The 14,178-nt window shown below is 72.2% G+C and carries 9 protein-coding genes; 4 read left to right on the plus strand and 5 right to left on the minus strand.

Translation table 11 applies throughout. The annotated features are described in order from the left end of the window. Positions 1-93 precede the first annotated feature (93 nt). Positions 94-882: a sugar phosphate isomerase/epimerase family protein gene (locus ACWD3D_RS03630; RefSeq protein WP_451459277.1), complete on the plus strand. Its 789-nt coding sequence runs from the start codon at positions 94-96 to the stop codon at positions 880-882. Between the two features lie 30 nt (positions 883-912). Here ACWD3D_RS03630 and ACWD3D_RS03635 read toward each other — a convergent pair whose 3' ends face one another. Continuing rightward, on the minus strand, positions 913-1,833 hold the full coding sequence (locus ACWD3D_RS03635) for an EamA family transporter (RefSeq protein WP_451459278.1): 921 nt from the start codon (positions 1,831-1,833) through the stop codon (positions 913-915). A gap of 99 nt (positions 1,834-1,932) precedes the next feature. Here ACWD3D_RS03635 and ACWD3D_RS03640 point away from each other — a divergent pair, with 99 nt between their 5' ends. Together ACWD3D_RS03640 and ACWD3D_RS03645 are read left to right on the plus strand one after the other, a co-directional pair. Then, entirely contained in the window at positions 1,933-2,841 is a 909-nt protein-coding gene (locus tag ACWD3D_RS03640) for a LysR substrate-binding domain-containing protein (RefSeq protein ID WP_451459279.1), read from the plus strand. Between the two features lie 148 nt (positions 2,842-2,989). Next, on the plus strand, positions 2,990-4,834 hold the full coding sequence (locus ACWD3D_RS03645) for a glycoside hydrolase family 3 protein (RefSeq protein ID WP_451459280.1): 1,845 nt from the start codon (positions 2,990-2,992) through the stop codon (positions 4,832-4,834). A gap of 77 nt (positions 4,835-4,911) precedes the next feature. Here the strand turns inward: ACWD3D_RS03645 and ACWD3D_RS03650 are convergent, their stop codons facing one another. Then, a complete protein-coding gene (locus tag ACWD3D_RS03650; RefSeq protein WP_451459281.1) occupies positions 4,912-6,390 on the minus strand; it encodes a S28 family serine protease in 1,479 nt (492 codons plus the stop codon). Between the two features lie 154 nt (positions 6,391-6,544). Beyond that, positions 6,545-10,309: an ABC transporter ATP-binding protein gene (locus ACWD3D_RS03655; protein WP_451459284.1), complete on the minus strand. Its 3,765-nt coding sequence runs from the start codon at positions 10,307-10,309 to the stop codon at positions 6,545-6,547. 491 nt (positions 10,310-10,800) lie between these two features. Between ACWD3D_RS03655 and ACWD3D_RS03660 the strand changes: the two genes are divergently transcribed. Then, positions 10,801-11,166: a hypothetical protein gene (locus ACWD3D_RS03660; protein WP_451459282.1), complete on the plus strand. Its 366-nt coding sequence runs from the start codon at positions 10,801-10,803 to the stop codon at positions 11,164-11,166. 141 nt (positions 11,167-11,307) lie between these two features. Here ACWD3D_RS03660 and ACWD3D_RS03665 read toward each other — a convergent pair whose 3' ends face one another. Together ACWD3D_RS03665 and speB are read right to left on the minus strand one after the other, a co-directional pair. Then, the gene (locus tag ACWD3D_RS03665; RefSeq protein ID WP_451459283.1) at positions 11,308-12,990 is read right to left on the minus strand and encodes a thiamine pyrophosphate-binding protein; all 1,683 of its coding nucleotides are present in this window, start codon (positions 12,988-12,990) and stop codon (positions 11,308-11,310) included. Continuing rightward, the gene (speB, locus tag ACWD3D_RS03670; protein WP_328721570.1) at positions 12,987-13,955 is read right to left on the minus strand and encodes an agmatinase; all 969 of its coding nucleotides are present in this window, start codon (positions 13,953-13,955) and stop codon (positions 12,987-12,989) included. Before speB ends, ACWD3D_RS03665 begins: the two co-directional genes overlap by 4 nt. Between the last annotated feature and the right edge of the window lie 223 nt (positions 13,956-14,178).

Genomic DNA, 14,178 nt, shown 5'->3' on the forward strand with positions numbered 1-14,178 from the left:
GGCGGCGGGCAGGGGTAGGCGTACCGCCCGAGGAGCCGCGGCGGGAACCGACGAGCGCGACGGTACGAACTGACCGACGGAAGGAACACGCACGTGAAGCTCGCTTTCTCGACCCTCGGAGTGCCGGGGACGCCCATCGACGAGGTCGTCCGGCTCGCCGTCGAGCACGGCTACCAGGGGGTGGAGCTGCGCGCCCACCCCGAGGAGCCGGTGAACCCGGGGCTCTCACCGCTCGAACGCGCCCAGGTGGTCGCGGAGTTCGAGAAGGCCGGTGTGGAGATCCTCACCGTCGCCGGGTACGTCCGGGTCGCCGCCGAGGGCGACGACGAGGCGGTCGTGGCACAGATCGCCGAGCTGGCGGCACTCGCCCAGGACCTCGGCGCGCCGTACGTCCGGGTGTTCCCCGGTGGCGGCGACCAGGACCCGGAGACCGCCGACGCGACGGCGGCCCGCCGGCTCGGGGCCGCGGCCGAGGACGCCGAGGACCGGGGGGTGACCATCCTGCTGGAGACCCACGACTCGCACCGGGCGGGCGCCGACGCGGCCCGCGTGGCCGGGACGGTCGGACACGTCCGGGTCGGCGTGATCTGGGACGTCATGCACACCTGGCTGTCGGGCGAGAGCCCGGTCGACAGCCACCTGGTCCTGGCCCCGCACCTCGGCTACGTACAGGTCAAGGACATCGCCTCGGCGGAGGACACCACGCCGCTGGCGCTCGGCGAGGGCGCGCTGCCGCTGGCGGAGTGCCTGGACACGCTGGATCCGGACACCTGGGTCTGCTGGGAGTACGAGAAGCGCTGGTACCCGGAGATCCCGGAGCTGCCCGGACTGCTCTCCGCCGGGCGGGAGTTCCTGCTCCGGGCGGGCGCGCCGAAGCAGTGACCCCCTGATCCGTACGGGTGCGGGCCGCTCTCAGGCCCGCACTCCCCGCGCTTCCGGCACGGCCGGTGCCACCGGTGCCGACGCCACCGGCTTTTGCCACCGCCCCCCGAGGGAGGTCACGGCCACCCCGCCGACCAGCAGGGCCGCCGCGCACCACCGCAGCGGGCTCACCGACTCGTCCAGCAGCAGCGCCGCGGACGACATCCCGAAGACCGGCACGAGCAGGGTGAACGGCGCGACCGTGGAAGCCGGGTGGTTGCGGAGCAGGAATCCCCAGGCGCCGAAGCCGAAGACGGTGGAGATCCAGGCGACGTAGACGACGGTTCCGGCGCCGGTCCAGTCCATCGCGGCGAGCGCGTCCGTGTCCCGGTCCCAGCCCTCGAAGAGCAGCGAGAGGCCGAGCAGGGGCAGGACCGGCACGGTCGAGACCCACACCATGAAGTTGAGGGAGTCCGGCGGGGCGGCCTTGCGGGTGAGGACGTTCGACACGCCCCAGAAGGCCGCCGCCGCGACGACCAGTACGAACGCGAGCACCGGGCCGCTCGCCCCTTCGTCCACGGCGGCGACCGCGATCCCGGCGAGCGCCACCCCCATCCCGGCCAGCCGGATTCCGCCCGGTCGCTCCCCGAGGGCGACCGCGGCGAAGAGCGCGGTGAAGACCGCCTGGACCTGCAGGACGAGCGAGGAGAGCCCGGCGCCCATCCCCTGGTCCATGCCGACGAAGAGCAGGCCGAACTTGGCGACGCCGAGCGCGAGACCGACGCCCACGATCCACTTCCGGGCGACCTTGGGGGGTCCCACGAAGAAGACGGCGGGCAGCGCGGCGACCAGGAAGCGCAGCGCGGAGAAGAGGAGGGGCGGGAAGTGATCGAGACCCAGCTCGATGACGACGAAGTTCACGCCCCAGAGAGCGGTCACGAGGACGGCGAGGGCGATGTGGGAGGGACGCATGGGAGGAGCATCGCCCGCCCGTACTGTTAAGCACCAGCACCGCTTTCTTCATGGTGAACGTGAGTTTTGCTGAAGAGTCGTCCCCTTCCGGAGGTCACGATGCTCGATCTCGCCCGGCTGCGCGCGCTGCACGCCGTCTCGGTGCACGGTTCGGTCGCGGGTGCCGCCTCGGCGCTCGGCTACACCCCGTCCGCGATCTCCCAGCAGATCACCAAGCTGGAGCGGGAGACCCGCACCACCCTGCTGGAGCGGCGCGGACGCGGTGTCGCGCTGACCGAGGACGCGCGCCATCTCGCTTCTGCCGCTCAGGAGTTGATGGCACTCATGGAGCGGACGCAGACGACGCTGGAGGAGCGCCGGGGGCTGCCGACGGGGCAGTTGTCGATCGGCGCGTTCGCCTCCGCCGCGCGCGGGCTGCTGCCGGGCGTGCTGGCCGCCCTGGAGCGGGACCACCCCGCGATGGAGGCCCGGCTGACGGAGGTGGACCCGCACCTGTCGGTGGACCTGGTGGCCAAGGGCGTGATCGATCTGGCCGTCGCACACGACTGGGACATCGCGCCGCTGCCGGCGCCGGAAGGGCTGGAGCAGGCGGTGATCGGTGACGACCGGTGCGACCTGCTGGTACCCCGGGGGCACGCGCTGGCGGGGCGGGACGCGGTGCTCCGCGAGGAGCTCGCGCGGGAACGGTGGATCTGCCAGCCGCCCGGCACGGTCTGCCACGACTGGCTCCTGCGGACACTGCGGGCGGCGGGGTACGAGCCCGACATCCGGCACCAGGCGGAGGAGAACCACACGCAGCTGGCCCTGGTCGCCGCCGGGCTGGGGGTCGCGATGATCCCGCGCCTGGGGCGGGGGCCGCTGCCGGAGGACGTGGTGGCGGTGCGGCTCGACCCCGTACCGGTGCGCAGGCTGTACGCGCTCTGGCGGACGGGGGCGGCCCGCCGTCCGGCGATCACGGCGGCGGTGGCGGCACTGCTGGCGCACGGGCGGACGATCGGGCTGACCTGATGCAGGCGCACGGCGGGCTCCTGCGTTCATTTGCCCGCAATCGTCCGGCGCGGTGACAGCGCGGCCGGGCGAGGACCCTTGACCGGAAGTTACTTTCCATATATCCGTACCTTCTTGGAAGTTTCTTTCAGTACCGGAAGGGGCTCACGTGCACCACCGCACCTCCAGACGCACCCTCCTCGCCGCGGCGGCGGCCGGCGCGGCAGCCGCGGCCACCGGCACCGTCGCGATCCCGGCCGCGGCGGCGGACCGGAAGGACCGGGCGGACTCCCGCCACGTCCCCGCCGACCGGCTCCGGCGGATCATCGCCGGGATGAGCCTTGAGGAGAAGGTCGGCCAGCTCTTCGTGATGCGGGTGTACGGCCACTCCGCCACCGAGCCGGACCAGGCGGACATCGACGCCAACCTCGCCGAGATCGGGGTCCGTACGGCCTCCGAGATGATCGCGAAGTACCACGTCGGCGGGATCATCTACTTCACGTGGGCGCACAACACCCGTGACCCGCACCAGATCGCCGCGCTCTCCAACGGCATCCAGCGGGCCGCGCTCGCCGGTCCGTCGAAGGTGCCGCTGCTGATCTCCACCGACCAGGAGCACGGCATCGTCTGCCGGGTCGGCGAACCGGCCACCCTGCTGCCGGGCGCGATGGCGCTGGGCGCGGGCGGTTCGCGCGCCGACGCCCGCCGGGCCGCCCAGATCGCGGGCACCGAGCTGGCCGCGATCGGCATCAACCAGAACTACGCGCCCGACGCCGACGTCAACGTCAATCCGGCCAACCCCGTCATCGGCGTACGCTCCTTCGGCGCCGACCCGGACTCCGTGGCGGGGATGGTCGCCGCGCAGGTGAAGGGGTACCAGGGCGCGGGGATCGCCTCGACGGCCAAGCACTTCCCGGGCCACGGCGACACCAGCACCGACAGCCACACCGGGCTGCCGGTCATCACCCACACCCGCGAGCAGTGGGCCGAGCTGGACGCGCCGCCGTTCCGGGCGGCCGTCGCGGCGGGCATCGACTCGATCATGACCGCGCACATCGTGGTTCCCGCGCTCGACCCGTCCGAGGACCCGGCGACCCTGTCGCGGCCGATCCTGACGGGCATCCTGCGCGAGGAACTCGGTTACGACGGGGTGGTGGTGACGGACGCCCTCGGCATGGAAGGCGTGCGCACCAAGTACGGCGACGCGCGCGTGCCGGTCCTGGCGCTGGAGGCGGGCGTGGACCAGCTGCTCAACCCACCGGGTCTGGACGTCGCGTGGAACGCGGTGGTGAACGCCGTGCGCAGCGGCGAACTCACCGAGGCGCGCATCGAAGAATCGGTTCTGCGGATCCTGCGGCTCAAGGCGAAACTCGGGCTCTTCCAGGACCCGTTCGTCAAGGACTCCCAGGTGGACCGGATCGTCGGCACCCGGGCGCACCTGGCCGCCGCCGACCGGATCGCCGAGCACACCACCACACTCCTCGCCAACCCCACCGGTCTGCTGCCGCTCTCCCGGCGCAGCCACCGGAACATCCTGGTGGTGGGCGCGGACCCGGCCTCCCCGTCCGGTACGACCGGTCCGCCGACGACCACGCTGGCCGCGGAGTTCACCGCGCTCGGCCACACGGCGACGGCCCTGTCCACCGGCACGGCGCCCTCCGCGGCGAAGATCGCCGAGGCGGTGGCGGCTGCGGCGGGCAAGGACGCGGTCGTGGTCGGCACGTACAACGTGACGGCGACCAGCTCCCAGCGCACCCTGGTGAGCGCGCTGGCGGCGACGGGGGTCCCGGTCGTCACGATCGCGATCCGCAACCCGTACGACATCGCGCAGCTGGCGAGTACGGGGTACGCGGCGAGCCTCGCGTCGTACTCCTGGACGGACGTCGAACTGCGTGCCGCGGCACGGGTGATCGCGGGCCACGCCGAGCCGGGCGGGCGGCTGCCCGTCCCGGTGCAGCGCGCGGACGACCCGTCGCAGGTGCTGTACCCGGTGGGGTACGGCCTGGAGTACTGACCCTCTCCCCTCCGAACGCGCCCGGCGCGCGCCCGCTGTGGAAGCGGGCGCGCGCCGGGCGCTGTGCGTGGTGCCGGTCAGGGGCGCCGGGTGTGCCGGCGGTTCAGCTGCTCGTCCTGCTTGTCGAGGCGGGTGTCGTACGTCGCCAGCGGGGCCGCCTTGGCGGGGTCGGCGGCGACGGCGGCCGGGGTGACGCCCGCCCACCGCAGGATGGTCGCGGTGGCCGCAGCGCTCTCCTCGGCCACCAGGCCCGCCACGTTCGAGCCGTGGTTGCCGCCGGGCTGGGTGTAGACGTAGGAATCGCGGGAGCCCTTGCCGGGGGCGAACCGCTCGGCGCCCCACGGGTCGTTCTGCCCGTAGACGTACATCATCCGGGTGGCGTGGTGGGTGACCCAGGAGTCCACGTCCCGCATGACGCCCTTCTGGAAGGTCATCGGGATGGAGCGCGGCACGAAGTTGCGCGGCGGCTGGTAGCCGTACCGGCTCAGCTTGCCGAGCCACGGCTGCGCGATGTCGGGCGAACCGAGCTGGGTACCGGCCTGGTAGTAGTACGGCGTGTACGTCTCCAGGCCCTGGTCGGCGTAGGCGGAGAAGCCCGAGATGGCGTCGACCGAGTCCCAGATCTCCTGGTCGGTGGCGGTCTTGGCGTCGGCGGGGAGGGAGACGCAGTCGGCGACCTTGCTGTACTGCCAGAACGCCCAGACGTAGTCCATGACGACGGCCTCGTACGCCTTGTCGAGGGTGCCCACGGTGGAGAAGGTGTAGCCGTTCTCCGCCGCGTACGCCGCGTACTTCTCCTCCAGCGGAGCACGCCGGACCAGGGCTTCGCGCTGGACGGCGCTCAGCTTGTCTCGGCACTCCTTCGTGCCGACCGATCCGAAGAAGCGGTCGTACGCGGAGTCCTCGTCGTTCACCACGTCGTTCGGTGCGACGTAGGCGACGACGCCGTCCATGTCCTTCGGGTAGTAGCGCTCGTAGTAGGTCGCGGTCATGCCGCCCTTGGAGCCGCCGGTGGCCAGCCAGTTCTGGCTGTAGATCTTCTTCAGCGCGGTGTACACCCGGTGCTGGTCGCTGGCCGCCTGCCAGATGTCGAGCTTGGACCAGTCGGCCGGCTGGGGGCGCGAGGGCGTGAAGAACCGGTACTCCAGGGAGACCTGGTTGCCGTCCACGATGCGGGTCGGCTCGCTGCGGCTCGCCGAGGTGGAGACGTTGTAGCCGCTGGTGAAGAACACCGTGGGCCGCGAGGTGTCCTTGTGCAGCAGGGTGATCCGCTGCTGGAACGTGCCCTTGGACGGGTGACGGTGGTCGATCGGCTGCGTGTAGTTGAGGACGAAGTAGCGGTAGCCGGTGACCGCCTTCTCCTCGATCAGGCTCATGCCCGGTATGGCGAGGATGCGGTCCCTGATGTCCACGCTGTCCGCGGTCCCGGTCGCGGCCGTCCCCACCTGCCCCGCGGCCGGCTGCGCGGCGGTGGCCGCTCCGGCCGAGGCCCCTGTCGCACCGACCGTGCCGATCAGCAACGCGAGCGACAGAACACCTCTGAGCGTCTTACGCATACACACTCCCCTGGGTTCACGACGTTGGCCGTGAACCTAGCGGGAGCAACACGCACCACGCCAGACCCAGTTGCCCCGGCGCGGCGCGGCTCCCACCTCGCCGGGGCGCCGGGGTGCGGTGCGAGCAGGGGCCGCCCGGGCGCCGGGGCTCCGCTCAGACGGCGGCGGGCTCGTCCTCCCCTATGAAGGTGCGCCACAGCCGGGCGTACCGGCCCTGGAGGGCGAGGAGTTCGTCGTGCGAACCGTCCTCCACCACTTGGCCGTGCTCCATCACCACGACCCTGTCCGCACGCGCCGCCGTGGTCAGCCGGTGGGCGACCACCAGCGTGGTGCGGCGGCCGGTGAGCCGGTCGGTGGCCTGGTTGACCAGGGCCTCGCTGGCCAGGTCCAGGGAGGCGGTGGCCTCGTCGAGCAGCAGCACGTCGGGGTCGACCAGCTCGGCGCGGGCCAGCGCGATCAGCTGGCGCTGCCCGGCGGAGAGGTTGCGCCCGCGCTCCGCGACCTCGTGGAGATAGCCGCCGTCCAGCGTCGCGATCATGTCGTGCGCGCCGACCGCCCGGGCCGCCGCCTCCACCCGTGCGTCGGAGGCGTCCGGGATGCCGTACGCGATGGCGTCGCGGACCGTGCCGGGGAAGAGGTACGACTCCTGTGGGACGACCCCGAGGCGGTGCCGGTACTCCGTCATGTCGAGCAGCCGCAGATCGGTACCGTCCGCGGTGACCCGGCCGGACGTCGGGTCGTAGAACCGGGCGACCAGCTTGACCAGCGTGGACTTGCCCGCGCCCGTCTCGCCGACGAACGCCACGGTCTGCCCGGCCGGAATGCGCAGGTCGATGCCGGTGAGGGCCTCCTCCTCGTCCCCGTACGCGAAGGACACGTCCTCGAACGCGATGTCTCCGCGCAGCTCGGCCACCTCCACCGGCTCGTCGGGATCGGCGGTGGAGGTGGGCTCCCGCAGCAGCTCCTGGATGCGGCCGAGCGAGACGGTCGCCTGCTGGTAGCCGTCGAAGACCTGGGAGAGCTGCTGCACGGGGGCGAAGAACAGGTCGATGTAGAGGAGGTAGGCGACGAGCGCGCCGACCATCAGCGTCCCGTCGTCCACGCGGCCCGCTCCGACGATCAGCACGGCGGCCGAGGCGACGGAGGAGAGCAGCTGGACGAACGGGAAGTACACGGAGATCAGCCACTGGCCACGTACCCGCGCCTGCCGGTAACTGGTGCTGCGCTCCGCGAACCGCGCCGCGCCGTCCCGCTCGCGGTTGAACGCCTGCACGATCCGCAGCCCGGAGACGGACTCCTGGAGGTCGGCGTTGACCGACCCGATGCGCTCACGGGCCAGCTGGTACGCGGCCACGCTCTTGCGGCGGAACACGACGGTCCCGGCGATCAGGAACGGCAGCGTGGCGAAGACGACGAGGGCCAGCTGCAGGTCCAGGACGAGCAGCACCGCCATGATCCCGAAGAAGGTGACGGCCGAGACGAACGCGGTGACCAGACCGGTCTGCAGGAACGAGGACAGGGCGTCCACGTCCGTCGTCATCCTGGTCATGATCCGGCCGGTCAGCTCGCGCTCGTAGTAGTCGAGGCCGAGCCGCTGGAGCTGCGAGAAGATCTTGAGCCGCAGCGAGTACAGCACCCGTTCACCGGTACGCCCGGTCTTGCGGGTCTCCCCGATCTGCGCCGCCCACTGCACGACGACGGCGGCCAGCGCGAGGAGCGAGGCCGTCCAGATCGCGCCGGTGGACATCTGCGTGACGCCCGAGTCGATGCCGTGCCGAATCAGCACCGGCAGCAACAGTCCCATCCCGGCGTCCACGGCCACCAGCGCGAGACTGACGAGCAGCACCGCCCCGAAGCCGCGCAGCAGCCTGCGCAGACCGTACGAGTCCTCCGGGCGGACGGCCCGGTCCTCGTCGATGTCCGGGACGTCGGTCGCGGGCGGCAGCGCCTCCACCTGGGCGAGCAGCTCCGGTGTGGCGGGCATCTGGGCGGTGGCCCGGTCGCGCTCCTGCTCCTTGCGGATCCAGAGAGCGGGGGTGATGCCGCGCTCTGCGTCGAACTCCGCCTCCATCTCCTCCTGGAGCGTGCGGTCGTCCTCCAGCGGCGGGACGCGCGGCGGCCGGTGGCCGGGCGAGGTGCCGCCCAGCTCGTCGGGGTCGGTGAGCAGCCGGCGGTAGAGCGCGGAGCGCCGCTCCAGCTCCGCGTGGGTGCCGACGTCGGAGAGCCGCCCGTCGTCCAGGACGGCGATGCGGTCGGCGAGGCCGAGGGTGGAACGGCGGTGGGCGATGAGCAGCGTGGTGCGGCCGGCCATCACCTGCCGCAGCGTCTCGTGGATCTCGTGCTCCACCCGGGCGTCCACGGCCGACGTCGCGTCGTCCAGGACGAGCAGCCGGGGGTCCGTGAGGATCGCGCGGGCCAGGGCGACGCGCTGGCGCTGTCCGCCGGAGAGGGTGAGGCCGTGCTCGCCGACCTTGGTGTCGTAGCCGTTCGGCAGCTCGGCGATGAACCGGTCGGCCTGCGCGGCGCGAGCGGCGGCCTCGATCTGCTCCTGGGTGGCGTCGGGGCGGCCGTAGGCGATGTTGGCGCCGACGCTCTCGGAGAAGAGGAAGCTGTCCTCGGGGACGAGCCCGATGGCGGCGCGCAGGGAGCCGAGGGTCAGCTCGCGGACGTCGTGGCCGCCGACGAGGACGGCACCGTGCGTCACGTCGTAGAAGCGCGGCAGCAGCAGGGAGACGGTGGACTTGCCGCTGCCGGAGGCGCCGACCAGGGCGACGGTCTCACCGGCGGCGATGGAGAGGGAGAACCCCTTGAGGACGGGGCGGTAGTGGGTCTCCTCGCCGCCCTCCGCGGGGGCGGTGTGCGCGGTGTCCGCGCCGAGGCCGGGGTCCGCCGCCGGGGCTCCCGGGGGCGTGCCGTAGCCGAAGCTCACGTCGTCGAACTCGACGCCGGCCGGGGCGTCGGCCGGCAGCTCCTTGGTGCCGTCGGAGAACGTCGGCTCGGTATCGATCAGCTCCAGCACCCGGTCCACACCCGCGCGGGCCTGCTGACCCACGGTGAGGACCACGGCGAGCATCCGGACCGGGCCGACGAGCTGCGCGAGGTACGAGGAGAACGCGACGAACGTGCCGAGGGTGATCTCACCCCGGGTCGCCAGCCAACCGCCGAGCGCCAGCATCGCGACCTGGCCGAGCGCGGGCACGGCCTGGAGGGCGGGGGTGTAGCGGGCGTTCAGCCGGATGGTGCGCATCCGGCCCGCGAACAGCCGGCGGCCGACCTCGCGGAGCTTCCCGGTCTCCTGCTCCTCCTGGCCGAACCCCTTGACGACCCGGACGCCGGAGACGGCCCCGTCGACCACTCCGGCGACGGCGGCGGCCTGGCTCTGGGCGTACCAGGTGGCGGGGAAGAGACGGGCCCGGGAGCGGCGGGCGATGAACCAGATCGCGGGTGCGACGGCGACGGCGACCAGGGTCAGCAGCGGCGAGAGCCACGCCATGATCACCAGGGAGACGAGGAAGAGAAGGATGTTGCCGATGGTCATCGGGAGCATGAAGAGCAGGCTCTGGATGAGCTGGAGGTCGCTGGTGGCACGGCCGACGACCTGGCCGGTGGAGAGCTCGTCCTGGCGTCTGCCGTCGAGCTTGGTGATCGTCGCGTACATCTCGGTACGGAGATCGTGCTGCACGTCGAGCGCGAGCCGCCCGCCGTAGTAGCGGCGGACGAAGGCGGTGGCGTAGATGACCACGGCCGCCCCTATCAGCAGGCCGGTCCAGACGGCGAGCGAGCGGGTGTGCGCGGTGACGACGTCGTCGATGATCACCTTGGTGATCAGCGGGACGAGGGCCATCACGGCCATCCCCGCGAGGGAGGCGCCGAGCGCCAGGATCACGTCACGGCGGTAGCGCCACGCGTATCCGATCAGGCGGCGGGCCCAGCCCTGGGTGGTGGGTGCCCCGTGGCCGGCGGTCTCCTGGTCGGGGACCTCCTGGCCGGTGGTCTTCCGGCCGGTGACCCCGGGTTGTCCGGTGTCCCGTTCTCCGGAGGACCGTTTGTCTCTGCCCCGTTGTTCCGCGCCCGCCACCGATGCCTCCCGATCGCCCTGCTGCCGCCTGCGAACGTGCTGTCGCGTGACGTCACTCCCTCTGATCTTCCGCAACGCAGCAACGCCCTGGGCTGCGGATTTCATCCCGCTGCAACAAATGTCGGTCAATGGTCCTGCGGTAAATCACCCGATCGACTGAAGTCGACCGCCGAACCCCCTACGCACGTTCGACCCCGACTACGGTGGGTAACCAAGACGGCGGAGGGCTCCACCGGAGGGGTGGAGCCGCGAAGTCAGGGATGTCGGAGTCTCCGGCGCCCTCGGGGCTCCCGAAGGGCGAGGAATCCGACCGGAGGAACGGGGGACGTTCCATGACCGACGACATGGCGAAGACGGACGCGTACCGCAGTGGCCGCGTGTACGCGGTGCTCGAAGTTCTGCAACGCCTGAGCCCGGGCGGCGGGCTGCGGCTGAGCGAGGACGGCCACCGCGTCAGGACCGCCGAGAAGCCTCTGGGGCATCTTCGGGAGGCGCTGGCCCTCGCCGGGAAGTACTACATGGACGCGCGGCGCAAGCATCCGGTCGAGTCGGTCGACACGGTGTTCGGGATGCTGCCGGACGCGATGCCGGTGGCGAGGGAATTCCCCGGAAGCCTCGACGCGGAGGGGCGGGCGGAGTTCCTGCGGGGGCGCGAGGACCAGATAGCCCTCATCGAGAAGAAGGCCGGTGTGCGCTGAGCCCAGCGCACACCGGCCTGCCTCCCGGCCTTCCCGGACAACCGCTGCCGGAGGCATCTCCGGAGGCATCTCCGGAGGCATCTCCGGAGGCATCTCCGGAGGCATCTCCGGAGGCATCTCCGGACGCGTCTGCGACAGCCTCTACAGATGCGTCGGGGCGAACATCTTGAGCAGCGCCGGGAGCACGACCACGGAGGGGCCGGGCGTGGCGAGCGCCTTCGCGAGGTCGGCGGCGAGGGCGTCCGGTGAGGTGCGGACGGCCGGGACGCCGAAGGACTCGGCGAGGGCGACGAAGTCCGGGCGGGCCAGCTCGGTGGCGGTGGCCTCGCCGAAGGCACCCTCCATGTACTCGCGCAGGATGCCGTAGCCGCCGTCGTCGACGATCAGCCAGGTGACCGGGAGGTCGTACTGGCGGGCGGTGGCGAGCTCGGCGATGGAGTACATCGAGCCCCCGTCGCCCGAGACGGCGAGCACCGGCCGGCCCGGGTCGGCGGCAGCCGCTCCGAGCGCCGCCGGGAAGGCGTAGCCGAGACCGCCGGCGCCTTGGGCGGAGTGCATGGTGTTGGGGTGGCGGGCGTCGAAGGCGGACCAGGCCCAGTAAGCCAGGATCGTCATGTCCCAGAAGCTGGGCGCGGTGTCCGGGAGCGCCTCACGTACGGAGGCGAGGACGCGCTGTTCCAGGGTGAGGTCCTGGGCGTCGATGCGGTCCCGGACCTGCTCCAGCAGGGTCCGGACGCGCGTCGGGGCGGTGGGGTCCTCGCGGGTCTCGACCGCTTCCAGAAGGTCGGCGAGGGCCTCGCGGGCGTCGGAGTGGATGCCGAGAGCCGGGTGGTTGGACTCCAGCTTCCCGGCGTCCGCCTCAATCTGGATGACCCGGCCCCGGGGACTGAAGGTGTGGTAGTTCGACGAGAGTTCGCCGAGCCCCGAGCCGATGACGAGGAGGACGTCGGCGGACTCCAGGAAGTCGGTGGTGTGCCGGTCCTCCAGCCAGGACTGGAGCGAGAGGGGGTGCTCCCAGGGGAAGGCGCCCTTGCCGCCGAAGGTGGTGACGACCGGGGCGTCCAGCTTCTCGGCGAGGGCGAGCAGCTTGCCGCTCGCGTCGGAGCGGACGACGCCACCGCCCGCGATGATCGCGGGGCGTTCGGCACGGGAGAGCAGCCGGGCGGCGGCGAGGGTCAGCTCGGGACGCGGGTAGAGCTCGCGCGGGGTGGCGTCCATCGCGGAGACCGGCGGCAGCGTGGTCTCGGCGAGCAGCACGTCCTGCGGGATCTCGATCCAGACCGGCCCGTGCGGGGCGGTGAGGGCGGACTCCCAGGCGGCGGCGATGGCGGAGGGGATTTGTGAGGCGGTCCGCACGGTGTGGACGGACTTCACCACGTCACGGAAGGAGGCCTTCTGGTCACGCAGTTCGTGCAGGTAGCCGTGCCGGCCGCCGCCGAGACCGGCGGTCGGGATCTGGCTGGAGATCGCGAGCACCGGAGCGGAGGCAGCCGCCGCCTCCTGGAGGGCGGCGAGCGAGGTCAGCGCGCCGGGGCCGGTGGAGAGGAGCAGCGGGGCGACCTCTCCGGTGATGCGGCCGTAGGCGTCGGCCGCGAAGCCCGCGTTGTTCTCGACGCGGAGTCCGACGTACGAGAGGGAGGAGCGGCGCAGGGCGTCGAACATACCGAGCGCGTGTTGACCGGGCAGGCCGAAGACGGTGGTCGCGCCGAGGCCCTGGAGGGACTCGACGACCAGGTCACCGCCGTTGCGGCCGGGCGGCGGGTTGAGTGCGGCTTCGGCCTGGGCCTCGGTGAGGCGGGGCCGGTCGTCGTGGTCGTGGCTCACTTCGTGCGCGCCTCGGCGATCTGGCGGGACATGATCGTCGTCAGCTCGTAAGCGGTGTGCGAGGCGGCGACGGCGGTGATCTCCGCGTGGTCGTACGCGGGGGCCACCTCGACGAGGTCGGCGGAGACGAGGTGGCAGGAGGAGAGGCCGCGCACGATCTCCAGGAGCTCGCGGGAGGTGAGGCCGCCGGCCTCGGGGGTGCCGGTGCCGGGCGCGTGGGCCGGGTCGAGCACGTCGATGTCGATGGAGATGTAGAGCGGCCGGTCGCCGATGCGCTGGCGGAGCTGGTCGGTGATCTCGTCGACGCCGCGCCGCATCACGTCGGCGGAGGTGACGATGCCGAAGCCCAGCTTGGCGTCGTCGGTGAGGTCCTGCTTGCCGTAGAGCGGGCCGCGGGTGCCGACGTGGGAGAGGGCTGAGGTGTCGAGGATGCCCTCTTCGACGGCCCGGCGGAACGGCGTGCCGTGGGTGTACTCGGCGCCGAAGTAGGTGTCCCAGGTGTCCAGGTGGGCGTCGAAGTGGAGGAGGGCGACCGGGCCGTGCTTCTTGGCGACGGAACGCAGCAGCGGCAGGGCGATGGTGTGGTCGCCGCCGAGGGTCATCAGCCGGGCGCCGGTGGAGAGCAGGTCGTCCGCGGCGGCCTCGATCGTCTCGACGGCCTCGTTGATGTTGAACGGGTTGGCCGCGATGTCACCGGCGTCGGCGACCTGGGCGAGCGCGAACGGCGAGGCATCCTGGGCCGGGTTGTAGGGACGCAGGAGGCGCGAGGCCTCGCGGATCGCGTTGCCGCCGAAGCGGGCGCCGGGACGGTAGGAGACGCCGGTGTCGAAGGGCACTCCGACGACGGCGACGTCGGTGGTGCCGACCTCGTCGAGCCGTGGCAGCCGGGCGAACGTCGCGGGACCGGCGTACCGGGGCACACGGGAGGAGTCGATGGGGCCGCGAGGCGTTTCGCTGCTGCTCATGGAGGGCCTTCTTTCGGGTCGTTCGGGTCGTTCGGGGTGTTGCGGGGTGCTGCGGGGCGGGGGGCACGGATGGGGGCCGGGCCCCGGAGCCTTGGGGGACCTCCGCACGAGGCGGGTGAAGCGGTGAGCGGGTGGGGCGGTCGTGCGGGTGGCGCGGTCGTGCGGGTGAAGCGGTCGTGCGGGTGGGGCGGTGGCCGCCACCGGTGGTACTGGCACCGGTGGC

The organism is Streptomyces sp. NPDC002690 (assembly GCF_053592415.1).

Bases quoted from the DNA above. Each gene is read 5' to 3' on its own strand.
- ACWD3D_RS03635 (WP_451459278.1), bottom strand. From the start codon at position 1,833: ATGCGTCCCTCCCACATCGCCCTCGCCGTCCTCGTGACCGCTCTCTGG.
- ACWD3D_RS03640 (WP_451459279.1), top strand. From the start codon at position 1,933: ATGCTCGATCTCGCCCGGCTGCGCGCGCTGCACGCCGTCTCGGTGCAC.
- ACWD3D_RS03650 (WP_451459281.1), bottom strand. From the start codon at position 6,390: ATGCGTAAGACGCTCAGAGGTGTTCTGTCGCTCGCGTTGCTGATCGGC.
- ACWD3D_RS03660 (WP_451459282.1), top strand. From the start codon at position 10,801: ATGACCGACGACATGGCGAAGACGGACGCGTACCGCAGTGGCCGCGTG.
- speB (WP_328721570.1), bottom strand. From the start codon at position 13,955: ATGAGCAGCAGCGAAACGCCTCGCGGCCCCATCGACTCCTCCCGTGTG.